The sequence below is a fragment of the Methylocystis sp. H4A genome (assembly GCF_015709545.1).
In the GTDB taxonomy this organism is placed as follows: domain Bacteria; phylum Pseudomonadota; class Alphaproteobacteria; order Rhizobiales; family Beijerinckiaceae; genus Methylocystis; species Methylocystis silviterrae.
The window spans coordinates 156,460-172,894 of the sequence record NZ_JADNQY010000020.1 but is presented as its reverse complement, the minus strand read 5'-3'; the positions used below and the strand labels follow the sequence as shown (position 1 = coordinate 172,894).

General features: G+C 63.4%; 16 protein-coding genes, 1 pseudogene and 1 riboswitch. Of the genes and pseudogenes, 10 read left to right on the top strand and 7 right to left on the bottom strand.

Features of this window, described 5'->3' with window-relative positions; genetic code table 11:
* Both IYW40_RS06840 and IYW40_RS06835 read left to right on the top strand, forming a co-directional pair.
* On the top strand, positions 1-554 hold a 554-nt coding region (locus tag IYW40_RS06840; RefSeq protein ID WP_246720687.1), incomplete at its 5' end, for an EF-Tu/IF-2/RF-3 family GTPase.
* 104 nt (positions 555-658) lie between these two features.
* Positions 659-1,228, top strand: a complete 570-nt coding sequence (locus IYW40_RS06835; protein WP_196399956.1) for an NUDIX hydrolase — start codon at positions 659-661, stop codon at positions 1,226-1,228.
* Between the two features lie 55 nt (positions 1,229-1,283).
* Here the strand turns inward: IYW40_RS06835 and IYW40_RS06830 are convergent, their stop codons facing one another.
* Complete coding sequence (locus IYW40_RS06830) at positions 1,284-1,592, bottom strand: TonB-dependent receptor plug domain-containing protein (protein WP_196399955.1); 309 nt, start codon at positions 1,590-1,592, stop codon at positions 1,284-1,286.
* A 101-nt stretch (positions 1,593-1,693) separates the two neighbouring features.
* A complete protein-coding gene (locus tag IYW40_RS06825; RefSeq protein WP_196399954.1) occupies positions 1,694-1,906 on the bottom strand; it encodes a hypothetical protein in 213 nt (70 codons plus the stop codon).
* 207 nt (positions 1,907-2,113) lie between these two features.
* On the opposite strand from IYW40_RS06825, the gene IYW40_RS06820 reads away from it, so the two are divergent.
* The 5 genes from IYW40_RS06820 to IYW40_RS06800 all read left to right on the top strand — a co-directional run bounded on the left by IYW40_RS06820 (position 2,114) and on the right by IYW40_RS06800 (position 7,808).
* The gene (locus tag IYW40_RS06820; RefSeq protein WP_175094615.1) at positions 2,114-2,890 is read left to right on the top strand and encodes a DUF1499 domain-containing protein; all 777 of its coding nucleotides are present in this window, start codon (positions 2,114-2,116) and stop codon (positions 2,888-2,890) included.
* Between the two features lie 95 nt (positions 2,891-2,985).
* Positions 2,986-3,993 (top strand): pyruvate dehydrogenase (acetyl-transferring) E1 component subunit alpha, encoded by a 1,008-nt coding sequence (gene pdhA / locus IYW40_RS06815; RefSeq protein ID WP_196399953.1) that lies wholly within the window; start codon positions 2,986-2,988, stop codon positions 3,991-3,993.
* A gap of 12 nt (positions 3,994-4,005) precedes the next feature.
* Complete coding sequence (locus IYW40_RS06810; protein ID WP_196399952.1) at positions 4,006-5,478, top strand: pyruvate dehydrogenase complex E1 component subunit beta; 1,473 nt, start codon at positions 4,006-4,008, stop codon at positions 5,476-5,478.
* A 2-nt stretch (positions 5,479-5,480) separates the two neighbouring features.
* Positions 5,481-6,416: a 2-oxo acid dehydrogenase subunit E2 gene (locus IYW40_RS06805; RefSeq protein ID WP_196399951.1), complete on the top strand. Its 936-nt coding sequence runs from the start codon at positions 5,481-5,483 to the stop codon at positions 6,414-6,416.
* A gap of 255 nt (positions 6,417-6,671) precedes the next feature.
* On the top strand, positions 6,672-7,808 hold the full coding sequence (locus tag IYW40_RS06800; RefSeq protein WP_196399950.1) for an Mrp/NBP35 family ATP-binding protein: 1,137 nt from the start codon (positions 6,672-6,674) through the stop codon (positions 7,806-7,808).
* Between the two features lie 84 nt (positions 7,809-7,892).
* Here IYW40_RS06800 and IYW40_RS06795 read toward each other — a convergent pair whose 3' ends face one another.
* The 4 genes and pseudogenes from IYW40_RS06795 to IYW40_RS06790 all read right to left on the bottom strand — a co-directional run bounded on the left by IYW40_RS06795 (position 7,893) and on the right by IYW40_RS06790 (position 12,014).
* A complete protein-coding gene (locus tag IYW40_RS06795; protein ID WP_196399949.1) occupies positions 7,893-9,284 on the bottom strand; it encodes an outer membrane protein transport protein in 1,392 nt (463 codons plus the stop codon).
* Positions 9,285-9,489: 205 nt separating this feature from the next.
* Positions 9,490-9,684 carry a hypothetical protein gene (locus IYW40_RS21725; RefSeq protein WP_246720693.1) on the bottom strand — a complete coding sequence of 65 codons (195 nt, stop codon included), beginning with the start codon at positions 9,682-9,684 and terminating at the stop codon, positions 9,490-9,492.
* Between the two features lie 136 nt (positions 9,685-9,820).
* Positions 9,821-10,027: pseudogene (locus IYW40_RS21720) on the bottom strand (cation transporting ATPase C-terminal domain-containing protein); the annotation flags it as partial.
* Positions 9,972-12,014 carry an HAD-IC family P-type ATPase gene (locus IYW40_RS06790; protein ID WP_246720686.1) on the bottom strand — a complete coding sequence of 681 codons (2,043 nt, stop codon included), beginning with the start codon at positions 12,012-12,014 and terminating at the stop codon, positions 9,972-9,974. The pseudogene IYW40_RS21720 and the gene IYW40_RS06790, both read right to left, overlap by 56 nt.
* A gap of 64 nt (positions 12,015-12,078) precedes the next feature.
* Here IYW40_RS06790 and IYW40_RS06785 point away from each other — a divergent pair, with 64 nt between their 5' ends.
* Positions 12,079-12,894, top strand: a complete 816-nt coding sequence (locus IYW40_RS06785; RefSeq protein ID WP_348644249.1) for a carbonic anhydrase family protein — start codon at positions 12,079-12,081, stop codon at positions 12,892-12,894.
* A 61-nt stretch (positions 12,895-12,955) separates the two neighbouring features.
* A riboswitch (TPP riboswitch) is annotated at positions 12,956-13,049 on the top strand.
* 98 nt (positions 13,050-13,147) lie between these two features.
* Positions 13,148-14,974: a phosphomethylpyrimidine synthase ThiC gene (thiC, locus tag IYW40_RS06780; protein ID WP_196399947.1), complete on the top strand. Its 1,827-nt coding sequence runs from the start codon at positions 13,148-13,150 to the stop codon at positions 14,972-14,974.
* Positions 14,975-15,026: 52 nt separating this feature from the next.
* On the opposite strand, the gene IYW40_RS06775 is transcribed toward thiC, so the two are convergent.
* On the bottom strand, positions 15,027-15,464 hold the full coding sequence (locus IYW40_RS06775; RefSeq protein ID WP_196399946.1) for a septal ring lytic transglycosylase RlpA family protein: 438 nt from the start codon (positions 15,462-15,464) through the stop codon (positions 15,027-15,029).
* 341 nt (positions 15,465-15,805) lie between these two features.
* Between IYW40_RS06775 and mog the strand changes: the two genes are divergently transcribed.
* The gene (gene mog, locus IYW40_RS06770; protein ID WP_196399945.1) at positions 15,806-16,351 is read left to right on the top strand and encodes a molybdopterin adenylyltransferase; all 546 of its coding nucleotides are present in this window, start codon (positions 15,806-15,808) and stop codon (positions 16,349-16,351) included.
* The last annotated feature ends 84 nt before the right edge of the window (positions 16,352-16,435 follow it).

The window sequence follows — 16,435 nt, the reverse complement described above, 5'->3', positions numbered from 1 at the left end:
TCCTGATGCCGGTCGAGGACGTGTTCTCGATTTCGGGCCGCGGCACGGTGGTGACGGGGCGCATCGAGCGCGGCGTGATCAAGGTGGGCGAGGAAGTCGAGATCGTCGGCATCCGTCCGACGACGAAGTCGACGGTGACGGGCGTCGAAATGTTCCGCAAGCTGCTCGACCAGGGCGAGGCGGGCGACAACGTCGGCTGCCTGCTGCGCGGCACGAAGCGCGAGGACGTCGAGCGCGGCCAGGTGCTGTGCAAGCCGGGCTCGGTGAAGCCGCACACGAAGTTCAAGGCCGAGGCGTATATCCTCACCAAGGAAGAGGGCGGCCGTCATACGCCGTTCTTCACCAACTACCGTCCGCAGTTCTATTTCCGCACGACGGACGTGACCGGCATCGTCACATTGCCGGAGGGCGTGGAGATGGTGATGCCGGGCGACAATGTGACGATGGAAGTCGCGCTGATCGTGCCGATCGCCATGGAGGAGAAGCTGCGCTTCGCCATCCGCGAAGGCGGCCGAACCGTCGGCGCCGGCGTCGTCGCCAGCATCATCGAGTGACCGCTGGCGCGCGCTGAGACAGTCAGTACAGGGGCAGGAGCCGCGCTCTTGCCCCTTTTTTTGGCCTATTCAATTTCAGATAGCGGCAAGAGATTAAGTTCCCCATGAAGCCTTCCGTCGTCAAACTCGAACAAACGCACCAGCGCTGGGCGACGATGTCGATCGCGACCATCCGCATGCCGGACGGAAAGACCTTCCTGCGCGATGTCGAGGACCATGGCTGCGCGGCCGCCGTGCTGCCATACGATCCCGCGCGCAAGACGGCGCTGCTTGTGGAGCAGCTGCGCGGCGCGCAGCTGATCGCCGTCGGCGCGACGCATTCGCTCGAAGCGATCGCCGGTCTCGTCGAGGGCGAGGATGACGCGGCGGCCACGGCAAAACGCGAGGCGCTCGAAGAAGGCGGATTGCGGCTCGGCGCGCTCGAACATGTCGCGACCGCCTGGTCGATGCCGGGCGTCTCGACCGAGCGCATGACGCTTTATCTGGCTGAATACCGGGCCGAGGATCGCGTCGGCGACGGCGGCGGCGTCGCACATGAAGACGAAGAGGTTAGCGTCGTCGAACTGGGCCTCAAGGAACTCGCCGCTTTGATGGCGGCGGACGGCTTCGTCGACATGAAAACGCTCGCGCTCGTTCAGGCGCTGCGTCTTCGCCGTCCTGAACTCTTCGACTGACGCATGTCGAGTAGACGGCCCGCCACAGCCGCCAAATGCCGACAACGGCGAACCTCTAGCAGCCTCCGCCGCTGACCCCCGGCGCGAGCCGCAGCGCGTCGCAGAGATTGCGCGACTGGAAGTCGTCCATCATCTTGCGGGTGACGACGCTCGCCGAGCCCGGCACTTGCATGATGGGCGTTGGCGCTCCCGTGGGTCCGGTCACATAATCAGAGAAATAGCCGTCGTCAGTATATGGCGGCGGCGGCGCGACGCGATGAACCCGGGCGTGCGCGCCGCGCACGCGTACGTCGGCAGCGGCGGCGGTTGTCAGACCAACCGTGGCGAGGACGATGAGCAGGAATAGGGCGACAGCCTTGCGCATGGCGTTGTCCTCCTGCCCGAAGCATATAGGGGTCCGGGGTCACAAGGAAGCAGGCCGGCAGCCATAAAAGGCGTGTCAAGGGCCGCCCTGCTTAGCGCCAGCTAGGCGGCGAGCTCGTCGCCCAGAAGCACCGCAGGCAAGCGGCGATCGTCTAGGCGCTCGACCGTGGCCGTCGGCTGCTGAGCGAACTGCTCCACTTCCAGCGCCGCGGCGACGGCGGAAATGCCGATCTCGCGGTAAAGCCGCGCGAGAAGGTCATGGGGATGGCCGTTGGATTGGGGCTCGTTAAACTCGACGGAATACTTGTCGGACATGGGTGCGCTCGACGACAGGAGGGGAACTCAAGGGACGCTTTCCTAGGATTGTCCTCGGCAAGTTAACGCGCCGCTAAGGAACCGGCGCCGAGGCGGCGCCCGCCCGACTTTTTTTCAAATGCGCGAGAACCGTTGCATTCGCCGTGAAATTGCGAAAAATGCGCCCGAGCCGCCCCGTGGCGGCGGTCACGCGAGTCTTTTGAACCGATGCGACGTCATCTTCCGCCCGAGCCCTGGTCGAAAGTCGCGCTTTGGAGCCGACGGTTCGCGATTTTCGCCGCGACTGTGGCGATTTTGGCGATCCTTCTGGGGCGACTTGGCGCCCTTGACCCGGCGTCGGCGCTCGCTTCGCTTGGCGGCGCCATGGCCTTGGCGCTGATTGCGCTGCTTTTGTTTTGCGCCGCTTGCAGCGTGATTTGGCGGACCGGACGGCGCGGAGCCGGCGCGGCGGCGACCGCCTTCGTCATCGCGGCGTTGACGCTGGGCTACCCGGCTTATCTGGCTTTCGAGGCGGTGCGTCTGCCGGTGCTTTCCGACATTTCGACGGACGTCGCCGATCCGCCCTATTTCTCCTTCTCCAAAGCCGCTTTCGAGGCGCGCAGCGGCTTCCAACCTCCTGGCATCCCGTCCCGGGCGCGGGAGGCGCAGCGGCCGGCCTATCCCGACGTCGAACCGATCGTCGTCGATCTCGACACGGACGAGGCCTATGCTCTGGTGCTGAAAACGGCCAAAGCTCGCGGCTGGACGCTCGTCGACAAGCGGCCGCCGGGCGGACGGAGCGGCGATGGACATATCGATTTCATCGACAAAACGCTCGTCATGGGATTTGACGACGACATCACCGTCCGCTTCAAGCCGCTGCCCGGTCAGACGCGCATCGATCTACGCTCAGCGTCGCGTTACGGACGCCATGACTTTGGCGTGAACGCCAAAAGAATCGCCGCCTTCGCCGAGGAACTCCAGTCGCAACTCGACACGCGCTAGCGCGCTCCCCAAATTGAACGGCAGCGCGAGACGCTCGTTTTCATCGGCGTCTTGGATTACTCTGCACGGCGAAGCTTAGCGACGGGAGCGGTGATATGGTCGAGGAAAGCGGCGGCGGCGCGGCGGGCGCGTCAACAGTCCCGCCTTTCACTCGCGAGCAAGAACTCACCGCCTTTCGCGACATGCTGCTCATCCGGCGATTCGAGGAAAAGGCCGGACAGCTCTATGGCATGGGCGTCATCGGCGGATTCTGCCACCTCTACATCGGCCAGGAAGCCGTCGTCGTCGGCGTCAAGATGGCGGCGCGCGACGGCGACCAATTCACCACGAGCTACCGCGACCACGGACATATGCTCGCCTCCGGGATGGAGCCCAGGCGCGTCATGGCGGAACTCGCCGGAAAGCGCGGCGGCTATTCCAAGGGCAAGGGCGGATCGATGCACATGTTTTCGCGCGAAGCGAATTTCTACGGGGGGCATGGCATCGTCGGCGCGCCGGCGCCGATCGGCGCGGGAGTCGCTTTCGCCAACTCCTACAGAGGCGACGGCCGCGTATCTTTGACCTTTTTCGGCGAAGGCGCCTCCAACCAGGGCCAGGTCTATGAGGCCTTCAACATGGCGGCGCTTTGGAAGCTGCCGGTTATCTTCGTTGTCGAGAACAACCGTTACGCGATGGGCACGGAGATCTCCCGCGCCTCCGCGCAGATCGACTTTTCGAAGCGCGGCGCGGCGTTCGCGATCCCCGGCAAACAGATCGACGGCATGGACGTGCGAATCGTCAAGGCTACGGCGGACGAAGCGATCGAATGGTGCCGCGCCGGCAAGGGCCCCTATCTCATAGAGGCGCAGACCTATCGCTATCGCGGCCACTCAATGTCCGATCCCGCGAAATATCGCTCCAAGGAAGAAGTCCAGAAGATGCGCGAGGAGCATGATCCGATCGAGCAAGTTCGCGCACGGCTGATCGCCGACGGCATGAGCGAAGACGAACTCAAGAAGATCGACGCCAATGCGCGCAAGATCGTCGCCGAAGCCGCGGATTTCGCCACTGCGGACAAGGAGCCGGACCCGAGCGAATTGTGGACCGACGTGCTGGCGTCGTGAGGGATTGAGTCAATGACCGTCAATGTCCTCATGCCCGCGCTGTCTCCCACGATGGAGCAGGGCAAGCTCGCCAAATGGCTCAAGAACGAAGGCGACGCGGTGAAAGCCGGCGACGTCATCGCCGAGATCGAGACCGACAAGGCGACGATGGAGGTCGAGGCCGTCGACGAAGGCGTGCTGGCGCGCATCCTCGTTCCCGGCGGCACCGAGAATGTCGCCGTCAACACGCCGATCGCGGTGATCGCCGAGGAAGGCGAGGAGGTCGCCGACACCGCCGACCACGCGCCGGTCGATCGCGTCGGCGAAGAGGACAAGGCGCAAAAACAGGCTGAGGCGGCGCCGCCAGTCCCAGGCCAGACCGCGCCGCAGGACGAACCCGGCGAAGCCAACAAGGCCGCGACCAAAGCCGCCGTCGAGGCTGCAACACCCGCGCCCAGGGCGACCAGCATCGCCGCGCAGCCGTCCCCGCGCGTCGCGCCGGAGGTGCCCGAAGGCACGACGATGGTGTCGATGACCATGCGCGAAGCCTTGCGCGACGCCATGGCCGAAGAGATGCGGCGCGATCCGAGTGTCTTCGTGATCGGCGAGGAGGTCGCCGAATATCAGGGCGCCTACAAGGTCACGCAGGGTCTCTTGCAGGAATTCGGCGCCAGACGCGTCGTCGATACGCCCATTACCGAATATGGTTTCGCGGGCGTTGGCGTCGGCGCGGCCTTCGCCGGGCTGCGGCCGATCGTCGAATTCATGACCTTCAATTTCTCGATGCAGGCCATCGACCACATCGTCAATTCCGCAGCGAAAACGCTGTACATGTCCGGCGGACAGATCAACTGTCCGATCGTTTTCCGCGGACCGAACGGCGCGGCGGCGCGCGTCGCCGCGCAGCACAGCCAGGATTATTCCGCCTGGTATTCGCAGGTGCCGGGGCTGATCGTGATCGCGCCGTCAAACGCCAGCGACGCGAAAGGCTTGTTGAAGGCCGCGATTCGCAATGACAATCCGGTCGTGTTTCTCGAGAATGAGATTCTCTACGGCAAGACGTCGGAAGTGCCGGCGCTGGAGGACTTCGTCTTGCCGATCGGCAAGGCGCGCATCGCAAGGCCGGGCAAGGACGTGACGCTCGTCTCCTTCTCCATCGGCATGACCTATGCGCTGCAGGCCGCCGAGCAACTCGCCAAAGAGGGAATCGACGCCGAGGTGATCGATTTGCGCACGCTGCGGCCGATGGACACGGCGACGATCATCGAGTCCGTCAAGAAGACCGGCCGCTGCGTCGCGATCGAAGAAGGCTGGCCGCAGTGCGGGGTATCGGCCGAGATCGCGATGCGCGTGCAGCAGGAAGCCTTCGACTATCTCGACGCGCCGGTGCTGCGCGTCACCGGCAAGGACACGCCGATGCCCTACGCCGCCAATCTCGAAAAGCTCGCTTTGCCGAGCGTTGCGGACGTCATCACGGCGGCTAAGGCCGTCCTTTACAGGTCTTAGTGATGGCGCTCGTCACTCCCGACACTGGCGCGCCGCGCATTTTCGCTTCGCCTCTCGCGCGCCGTCTGGCGAAGGAGGGCGGGCTCGATCTTTCCGCGCTGCAAGGCTCCGGGCCGCACGGCCGCATCATCGAACGCGACGTGCAGACGGCGCTTGCACGCGGAGAGACGACGAAGGCGGCGCCGCTCGCCGCGGCGCCATCGGCAGACATAACGCGCAAATTCTTCGAGGCCGGCTCTTACGAGGAAATCCCGCACGACAATGTGCGCAAGGCGATCGCGCGCCGGCTGACGGAATCGATCCAGACCATTCCGCATTTCTATCTCAACGTCGACTGCGAGATCGACGCGCTGCTGCGCCTGCGCGAAGATTTCAACGCCGCCGCGCCGCTCGGCGCCGACGGCAAACCGACATGGAAAACGTCGGTCAACGATTACGTGGTCAAGGCGCTCGCCATCGCCCTGCAGCGCAAGCCCGAAGCGAATGTCACCTATACGCCGGATGCGTTGCTGCGCCACAAATCCTCGGATATCGGCGTCGCCGTGTCGATCCCCGGCGGGCTCGTGACGCCGATCATCCGTAACGCCGAGGGGAAATCGGTTCGCGAGATTTCCGAGGAGATCAAGGAGCTCGCCGGGCGCGCCCGCGCGCGCAAGCTGAAGCCGCATGAATATGAAGGCGGCGTGTCGGCGGTGTCCAATCTCGGCATGTATGGCGTGCAGAGTTTCACCGCGGTGATCAATCCGCCGCAGTCGACGATCCTGGCGGTCGGGCAGGGCGAGCAGCGCATGATCGTCAAGAACGGCGCGCCCGTTGTGGCGACAATGATGAGCGTGACGCTGTCCTGCGATCATCGCGCCGTCGACGGCGCGCTCGGCGCCGAGCTTTTGGCGGAATTCAAACATGTCATCGAACATCCGGCGATGATGTTCGCGTGAAGGGCGGGCATTCTCCTTCTCCCGCATGCGGGAGAAGGTGGCCCTCGCGTTAGCGAGGGTCGGATGAGGGCCCTTACCGTCACGCGTTCCGCGCGACACCCTCGGGAGACTGCTGCGTGTTCTGCCCCTATGGCGACGTTCCATGCCCGCCCGTGCAGAAGGAGGGCGATTGTTGCGGCGCGCCGATGGACGGGGCGCGCTAATCGCGGCATATGCCTTGCCTGGAACAGCTCTAAACGGGCAAGGAGCGGGCGCGTGGCGACGGAAGCTGACATTTTAAAGGCTCTGGAAGGGCTCTACGGGCCGGGCGGAGCGCCGCTCGCCGGCGCGGTAAGCGGCGTCAATCTATCGGGCGCCAAAGCCTTCGTTTCGCTGGCCGGCGATCCGAGCCAGACGCAGGCCTGGGAGGCGGCGCGAGTCGCGGCCGAGCGCGCGATCAAGGCGGCGCCCGGCATTGAGCAGGCGGTCGTGACCTTGACCGCTGAACGCGCCGCGCGCCCAGAGGCTCCGGCGCCTCGGGCTCAAGCCCATTCCCATGGCCATGCCCATGCGCCTGGGCCCGGCGCGCCGCCGCCTCAGCAAAAAGCCGGAATTCCGGCGCTGGAAAGGATCCGTTTCATTATCGCCGTCGCCTCGGGCAAGGGCGGGGTCGGCAAGTCGACCACGTCGGCCAATCTCGCGCTCGGCCTCGCCGCCCAGGGCTGGCGCGTCGGCCTGCTTGACGCCGACGTCTATGGCCCTTCGATGCCGCGGCTATTCGGCTTGACTGACAAACCGAAGGTCGAAGGCGGCAAGCTCGCGCCGCTCGAAGCCTATGGCGTGAAGATCATGTCGATGGGTTTTCTCGTCGACGAGAACGTGCCGATGGTCTGGCGCGGTCCGATGGTGTCGCAGGCGATTTCGCAAATGCTTGGCGAAGTCGCCTGGGGAGAGCTCGACGCGCTCGTCATCGACATGCCTCCCGGCACCGGCGACGTTCAGCTCACCATCGCGCAGCAGGTTCCGCTCGCCGGCGCGGTGATCGTCTCGACGCCGCAGGATTTGGCGCTGATCGACGCACGGCGCGCCGTGTCGATGTTCCAGAAAGTCGAGACGCCGATCCTCGGCGTTATTGAAAATATGAGCTACTTCCTGTGCCCCCACTGCGGCGGGCGCTCGGAGATCTTCGCGCATGGCGGCGCGCGCCATGACGCCGAAAAGATGGGCGTGCCTTTTCTTGGCGAGGCGCCTCTCGACATCAAGATCCGTCAAACCTCGGACGCCGGGAGTCCTGTCGTGGGCGCCGAGCCCGACAGCCCGCAGGCCGCGGTCTATCTCAATCTCGCGGCGAAGGTGAAAACGCTGCTCGAAACGCAAAAGCAGCGCGCTGCGCCAAAGATCGTCGTCGGTTGAGGCGAGACGCATAAAAAGACGCGCCTCCTTTTAGGAGGCGCGCCAGGCGGGCCGATCGCTGCGGCCGTCAGGGAGCGCTCGTTTTCAGAAATGACTGGGGATCCAGGACGTATCGCCTGCATCCCATTTGTAGTTGTAGCCGACCGTGAACTGGGTGGCGCGTCCCCAGGCGGTGATGACAGCGTTTGTATTATAATGGGGAAACAGATTTATTGGAATTGCGGGAGAGAACGCCCGGCCGACGAAGGGAGCGTTCTCGAAGTAGCTGACCGAATTCTTGAAGTCATAAATGGCGGCGAAATCGATCGATGAATTTTTCGTCAGTTGATAGCCGAAGCCGCCGGTAACGGAGTGAGCGGCGACAGCAGGCGCCAGCGCGGCAAGCGTGGCGGCGCGCTCTCTACCCGGGACAGTTGAGTAATGGTAGCCAACGCGCAAGGCCAGCTTTGGCGTGGCGCGCCATTCTGCGCCCAATGACGCGGAATCGGTGTCACGCCAATCGAATCCAAGCCCGCCGGATGAACCGAACGACCCGTACCAGATGGGAAAGCTTTGATTGCCTACGGTCGTCGCTGAATAGAAGATGTGTCTCCAGTCAGCCATCAGCGTGAGGTTGGGCAGAAGGTCATAGGCGACGCCGGCGATCACGTTCGCCGGAATGTCGAAACTGCCTTGGTCCGCTAAAAGTCCTCTGTATTTGTCAAATTTCGACATGAACATGGGCGTCGTGCCGGCGAAGCCAAAGCGCAGTTCATCCGTCGCGCGCCACTCCAAGCCGATGCGGAAGCCGCCCCCGACCGACCAATCGTAGGCCATGTCGGAAAAGTTGTACATGTTGGAGGAGTAGGGGGAGAGGATTTTCAATCCCTGCACATTCAACATCTGAACAGCGATCGTGGGCGAGAATCCAATAGTAATCGGACCGAATCTTCGGGCGTAGGTGGCGCTCACAAACGATTGTTGAAGATCGAGTCCCGCCCAGCCGCCGCCAAGGACGCCGCCGAACGAAGGAGAGACGGTAATCACGCCGCCCGGGCCCGCTTTGACCGGAGGCTTGAAATGCCCGAAGTCATAGGACGTATTGAGTCCGCCGTTGCCGTAATTGGCGACGCCCCATGCGGATTCGGCATCGATCGGCTGGACATAGGCGCCGTTTGGCACGGGAAAGATCGGTCGACCGCTCCTTACATCGCCAGGCGCCAGCACCACCGGCTGCCCAACGGTCGAATACCCGCGCTCGGGCAGGCTCGCGCCGAGTCCGAATTGAAACATCCGGTCGAGTCCGACAATGCCAGCCGGGTTGATCGACATGGCCATTGCGTCTCGCGAGTCGGCGACGCCAGCGCCGCCTAAGGCCCGCTGACGCGGACCGTAGCCTGTAAGGAAATAGCCGTCGGCGCCGAAGGAGAGGGACGGCGCAAGCGCTGCGATTGCGCTTAGCGAGAAGAGGAAGCTGCGCGAATTCGATTTTTTCATTGTCGGCGAGTCCCGAGGCGAACCGTCTCTTGAGCCTCGCCACCGGCGGGCATTCGCTTGTCGCGCCGAAGTTCGACGCATGTTTACAGTGTATTAAACATTACAAGACCCACTCGACTTTAGGCGCAAATTCGCTTTCACAAGCAAAGATTTCTCCTCTCTGTAACGTCTTTGCAACACATGTGCTGTTTGTGCATTGCGCGCCTCAACGCAAATCGACAGTGAGGGCCGCGTCTTCTCGCGGCGCGCGCGGCGCCGGATAGAGCAACCGACGCCAAACGCCGTACCAGCTTCCTGCAATCACTGCGAGCGTCAGCGCCGGAACCAGTTTTGGCCAAGTCGGCGGCTCGAAGCGCAGAAGCTCGGAGATGACTGGCGCGTAAAGGCTGGCCGTCAACATCGCACTGGCCGCGAAGGCGACGCCCCAACGGCAGATTGTCGCGCGAGAACAAGGACGCGCCGCGCGGAAGCGCATCCGAGAGCGCGAGCACGAGATTGCTGACGACAAGGGTTGCGAAAGCGAGACCGCGCGCCTGCGGCTCCGGCGCGCCAAATCCATCGTCGATGATGTAGACGGACATGACGGTCAGAAAGACGACGAAGCCCTGCACGAAACCGAGCCAGAGTTCGCGCGAACCAAAAAGCGGCTCATCGCGCCGGTGAGGCGGTTTGAGCATGGCGTCGGCCTCATTCGGCTGCGACTCGAAAACGAGCGCGCAGGTCGGGTCGATGATCAACTCCATCAGCACGACATGCGCCGGCAGCAACAGAGGCGGCAGCCCCATCAGGATTGGCGCCAGTGCGACGCCGGCGATCGGAATGTGAATTGCCGTCACATAGGTGAGCGCGCGGCGGAGATTGGCGAAGATGCGCCGCCCCAGCGACGATCGACGCAAAGCTGTCGTCAAGCAGCACGATGTGCGCGGCTTCGCGCGCGACATCCGAGCCGCGCTGGCCCATGGCGATGCCAATATGCGCGGCGGCGAGCGCCGGCCCGTCATTGACCCCGTCTCCGGTCATGGCGACGATATGGCCGTCGGCTTTGAACGCCTCGACCAGCGCCAGCTTGCTTGTCGGAGTCACGCGGGCGAAGACGCGCATGTTGCGGATTTTTTCAGGACGAAGTTCGTTCGGCGTCGCCGCGATCTCAGCGCCGGTGAGCACGCCGGCTTCAGAATTGATGCCCGCTTGCCGCGCGATGGCCAGCGCCGTCGCAGGATAGTCGCCCGTGATCATCGCCACCACGACTCCCGCGCGCTGCGCGGCGGCGACGGCTGCGGGGACGTCCTCGCGAAGCGGATCCTCAAAGGCCAGCAGACCTATGAAATTGAATGACGCCATTTCCGGCGGAGGCGCTTGCGGCAGCGGCGCCGTCGTCGCGACGCCAAGCACGCGCAGGCCGCGACGCGCCAGATCGTCGATTTTCTTCTGAAGGCGTGCGCGTTCTTCGTCCGAGACTCGCGCGAGTTTGAAGATTGCTTCCGGCGCGCCTTTCGCGGCGTAGCTCTCACCCGACTCATCGCGCCAGCACTGAATGAAGGCGAGAAGGTCCGGTCGGATCGGGAAACTGCAAAGGGGTACGGCTTCCGATGCGACGCCCGCCTCCGCCGCAAAGGCATGCACGGCGCGATCCATCGGATCCACGGGATTTGCCGATGAGGCGCGCAAGGCGGCGCGGACGAGCATGCGTTGCCCCGCATCCGTGAGCGGCGCATCGATCGCCTGGTCACTATCGGAAACAGCGAACGCGACGCGCATGCGGTTCTGCGTCAGCGTTCCGGTCTTGTCGACACAGAGAATCGACGTAGAGCCCAGCGTCTCGGTCACCGAAGATCGACGCACGAGCACGTTGCGGCGCGCCAGCCGAAAAGCGCCGAGCGCGAGGAAGATCGCGAGCGCCATCGGAAATTCTTCCGGCAAAAGGCCGATGGCGAGCGTGATGCCGGCGATGGCGCCCTCAAACCAGTCGCCATGCACGCGCCAATAGGCAAGGAACACCAAGACGCAAAAGATGAGAGCGAAGGCGCCGAGCATGGCGACCAGCCTGCCGGTTCTTTGCTGCAGAGGACTGGGCTCCGCCTCGATCGCCGCGAGCGACGCGCCGAGACGGCCCATCGCCGTGCGCGCGCCGGTGCGCACGACCTCGGCCAATCCCGATCCTCGCGCGATCATGGTTCCCGCAAAAAGAAAGGGCGTATGTTCGCCTCCAGGATCGGGAAACTCCGCCGAGCGGTCTTCGCTTGCGAGAGTCTTCGTCACCGGGGCGGACTCGCCCGTGAGGAGGGACTCGTCGATGACGAGCGCGTCGCCGCCGATCAGCAGCGCGTCCGCCGGCGCGCGCTCGCCTTCGCCGACGAGGATCACGTCGCCCGGGACGAGGTCGCGGGCAGGGATGCGCCGCTCGACGCCGTCGCGCAGACAGGTCGCGGTTGGTTCGGCCAGTCGGTTGAGCGCTTGAAGCGCGCGCTCGGTTCGCAGCTCTTGCAGAACAACGAGAGTAATCGACGCGCCTGCGCCGGCGACCATGAACAGGCCTTCGCCCAGATCGCCGACGAAAAGGTAGAGCAACGCTGCGGACGCAAGCAGAAAGAACATGGGTTCTTTCAGCGTGCGCAGCGCGATCGCGAATATGCCCGGCGGGGGAGCTTTTGGCTGCTCGTTGGGCCCGAATTCGGCAAGACGCCGGGCGGCCTCGTCTGAGGCGAGGCCGTAAAGTGATGCTTGCGTCATTAGGCTCCCAAACTGGGTTTCGACGGTAAGAAAATTGCCTTGTTTCGAGACTTGAATCGGAGCGATGTTAGGGAGCATTTTTGAGAGCGGTATATTTTCTAGGAGCGGTATTATGTTGGGAATTTCGCGTCGGTCACTTGTATTCGGCTTGGCAAGCTGCCCACTTTGTTCAGCGCTATCTCGGGGAGATACGCCAAAAAATTGGAACTTTGAGTCGGTTGAGGGCCTCGACTCCGACGAACCATTTGTTCGGAAGGAATTGGAGAGGGAATCAACCTGCATCCCTGATCGAGAACAATCCCCCGTAGCTCTGCAGAACGCTGTGAAAGCCGACGTACGATCGCCCGCTTTGGAATGGCGCCGGCAGGCCTGCAAAATTAAGAACGACGGCCACACCATACAGGCGGTTGTGGGTGACGGCAGCTTTTCCAAGATGGATGGGCGAGTGTTCAAATTGAAGCAGTTTCACTTCCACGCCCCCAGCGAACATACGATCGAGGGAAAGCGAACAGATATGGAAGTCCATTTCGTGCATAAGGGCGACGACAAGGATTTGATGGTAGTGGGTGCGCTCGTCAGAGCCGGCAAAAAAAACGAGGCCTTCGCGACGGTCATGGCTGCAGCGCCCACGACAAAGCATCAGTCAAGGCTCAGCGAGTCCTTCAGTCCGGCCGAAATGCTTCCGGGCGGGAAGCTGAAGAACATTTTTCGCTATGAAGGATCTCTGACGACCAACCCGCACACGGAAATCGTAACCTGGATCGTCGCGCGTGCGAGCACTGAGGCCGCGAAGGAGGATATTGATCGGTTCAAGGCGCTCTATCCCGACAGCGCAAGGGAGCTTCAGCCGCTTCATGGCCGATTGATCCTGAGAAACTGACTTCGGCGCTACACGCAAGATCGACCACCTTGCTCCCGCAGGCTCGACGCGCTAGCTTCACCACGATGGCGAGGGGCGCCGCAAGCGCGGCTGAGAAGCACCCGTCGAACCTGATCCGGGTCATGCCGGCGTAGGGAAGGCCAGCGAAGAAGCGAACGGCGCCTCGCGTCGACGCTGTGATAGCGCATCCCTCCTTCGTCTTCCTGACTCAGCGTCCGCTTCCCTTGACGAAGCGCGATGAAGGAGCGCGATCATGAACATCCACGACAAGCGTATGCCGGCGAACGTCACCACCGGGCCGATCGGGAAATCGCGCAAGGTCTATTCCTCGCCGAAGCAACGCGACGACATTCGCGTTCCCTACCGCGAGATCGCGCTCGATCCATCGTCGGGCGAGCCGCCGCTTCGGGTCTACGACCCTTCAGGACCCTATACCTGCGCATCCTTCACGCCCGACCTTTCGGCGGGATTGCCCTCGGCGCGTCCCTGGCTCGCGACGCGCGCTGGTTTGGAGGCCTACCAGGGCCGCGGCATCAAGCCCGAAGACAATGGCTTCGCTGAAGGCGAGCGCCTCGTGCCGCCATGCCCCGCCGCGCGCAGGCTTCATCGAGCGGCCGGCGCGCAGCCCGTCACTCAGCTTGAGTTCGCCCGCGCAGGGATCATTACGGAAGAAATGATCTATGTCGCGCATCGCGAGAACCTCTGCCGCGAGCGCGCGCTTGACGTCGCGAAAGAACGCATCGCCGACGGCGAGAGCTTTGGCGCGTCGATACCCGAATTCGTCACGCCCGAATTTGTGCGCGAGGAGGTCGCGCGCGGCCGCGCCATCATTCCGGCGAATGTCAATCACCCGGAACTCGAGCCGGTCATCATCGGCCGCAACTTCCTGGTGAAGGTCAACGCCAACATCGGCAACTCGGCCGTCACCTCGTCCGTTGCGGATGAGGTCGAAAAGATGGTGTGGGCGATCCGCTGGGGCGCCGACACGGTGATGGACCTCTCCACCGGCCGCAACATTCACAACATCCGCGACTGGATCATCCGCAACGCCTCCGTGCCGATCGGCACCGTGCCGATCTATCAGGCTTTGGAAAAGGTGGGCGGCGATGCGCTGAAGCTCGACTGGGAAGTTTTCAAAGACACGCTGATCGAGCAGGCGGAGCAGGGCGTGGATTACTTCACGATCCACGCCGGCGTGCGCCTCGCCTATGTGCCGCTGACCGCCAATCGCGTCACCGGCATCGTCTCGCGCGGCGGCTCGATCCTGGCGCGCTGGTGCCTGTCGAAGCATAAGGAGAGCTTCCTTTACGAGCGCTTCGACGAGATCTGCGACATCATGCGCAAATATGACGTGTCCTTCTCGCTCGGCGACGGTCTGCGCCCCGGCTGCAACGCCGACGCCAATGACGCGGCGCAATTCGCCGAGCTGGAGACGCTCGGCGAATTGACGAAGATCGCTTGGGACAAGGGCTGTCAGACGATGATCGAAGGCCCCGGCCATGTGCCGATGCACAAGATCAAAGCCAATATGGACAAGCAGCTGAAAGTCTGCGGCGAGGCGCCGTTCTATACGCTCGGCCCGCTCGTCACCGACATCGCGCCGGGCTACGATCACATCACGTCAGGCATCGGCGCCGCAATGATCGGCTGGTTTGGCACGTCGATGCTGTGTTACGTAACGCCTAAAGAGCACCTCGGCCTGCCGGATCGCGACGACGTCAAGACCGGCGTCATCACCTATCGCATCGCGGCGCACGCCGCCGATCTCGCCAAGGGCCATCCGGCGGCGCGCGAACGCGACGACGCCATGAGCCGCGCGCGTTTCGACTTCCGCTGGGAGGATCAGTTCGAGATCGGACTCGATCCCGACACGGCGCGCGAATTCCACGACGCGACGCTGCCGAAAGAGGCGCACAAGGTCGCGCATTTCTGCTCGATGTGCGGACCGAAATTCTGCTCGATGCAGATCACCCGCGATCTGCGCGAAGAGGCGAAAGAGATCGAACGCCAGAAGGGCATGGCGGAGAAGAGCGCGGAGTTTTTGGAAAAGGGCGCCAGCATATACGTCGAGGCGAAGTAGGGCGCGCCCTTAAGGCGAAGGCGCCCGGCCGAAGCCGGGCGCTTTAAATTGCTTAGCTCTTTCCGATGACCTGGACGCGCACCTGTCCGGTGCCGCGTTCGATGAGGCCGAGCTGGGTCGCCGCGCCGCGCGACACGTCGAGGCTGCGCCCCGTCCAGACCGCCGGACCGCGGTCATTAATACGCACGACCACCGAACGCCCGGCGTAGGTCAGGCGCAGACGCGTGCCCATCGGCAGCGTGCGATGGGCGGCCGTCAGGTCCCACATGTTGAAGAGTTCGCCGTTGGCGGTGTGGCTGTTGGGTTCGTAGCGGCGCGGGCCGCCGCCGTAGAATGACGCGTTGGCGGTGAAGCCCTGCGACGCCTCCGCGTGACGCGAGGCATGGTGCGAGGCATCGCGCGAGGTATGACGGGAGGCGTGATGGTGATGCGCCAGAGCCGGCGCGGTCGTCAGTGCAAGGATCGTCAGTACGCCACAGATACGATTCATTCAGGATTGCTCCGTTTACGCACAATGCGTGAAGGATGCTGACGAGCTCGTTCGCTTCGTCAAGCGCACAGTTTCCATCCGTCTGAATGGAGGCGAAGACAAATTAGTTAATTGTGAAATGTGGCAAAATATGTGCTGCCAATATCCTGGCGTATATGCTCGTCGCAGCGCACAATATTCTCGATATTGAGTCGATTTATTCAATTTCTTGTCGCTATATCTCTTTGCAGAGTTGCATTTTGCGCGATATCTGTGCAATCTATACTAGCTTAAGCGCTGCGGCGCGGGGGAGTGACAAGAGCGAGCGGAGGCGGCAAACATGCGCGCCGGGAGACCCGCGAATGACAGACCAAAAGCGCGCCGCGATCATCGGCGTCGTCACCGCTTCCGATCGCGCGAGCGCCGGCGTCTATGAAGATGAGAGCGGTCCGGCGATCGAGGCCTATCTACGCGCAGCGCTGACGACGCCCTTCCGCATCGAGCGGCGGATCATCCCTGATGGGCTTGAAAGCGTGCGCGACACGCTGATCGACCTGGCCGACGCTGTCGGTTGCGACCTGATTGTCACGACCGGCGGCACAGGCCCGAGCCCCCGCGATCTGACGCCCGAAGCGACGCTCGCAGCCTGCCCGCGCGAGCTGCCCGGCTTCGGCGAGCGGATGCGACAGGTCTCCTTGGCGCAGACGCCAACTGCGATTCTGTCGCGACAATTGGCCGCCCATCGCGGCAAGTGTCTCGTGATCAATCTGCCGGGCAAGCCAAGGGCGATCGAACTCTGTCTCGACGCCGTCATGCCGGCGGTGCCGTACTGCCTCGATCTTATCGGCGCGGCCTATATCGAGACCGATCCGGCGCTTGTCAAAAGCTTTCGCCCTAAAGCAAAATAACCGCCCGTTCGGGCAGCGTCCGACGCCGGGCCTAAGCTGCACGCTTCTCATCGCGGCGCCTCGCCTGTATAGGAAATGGCGCGT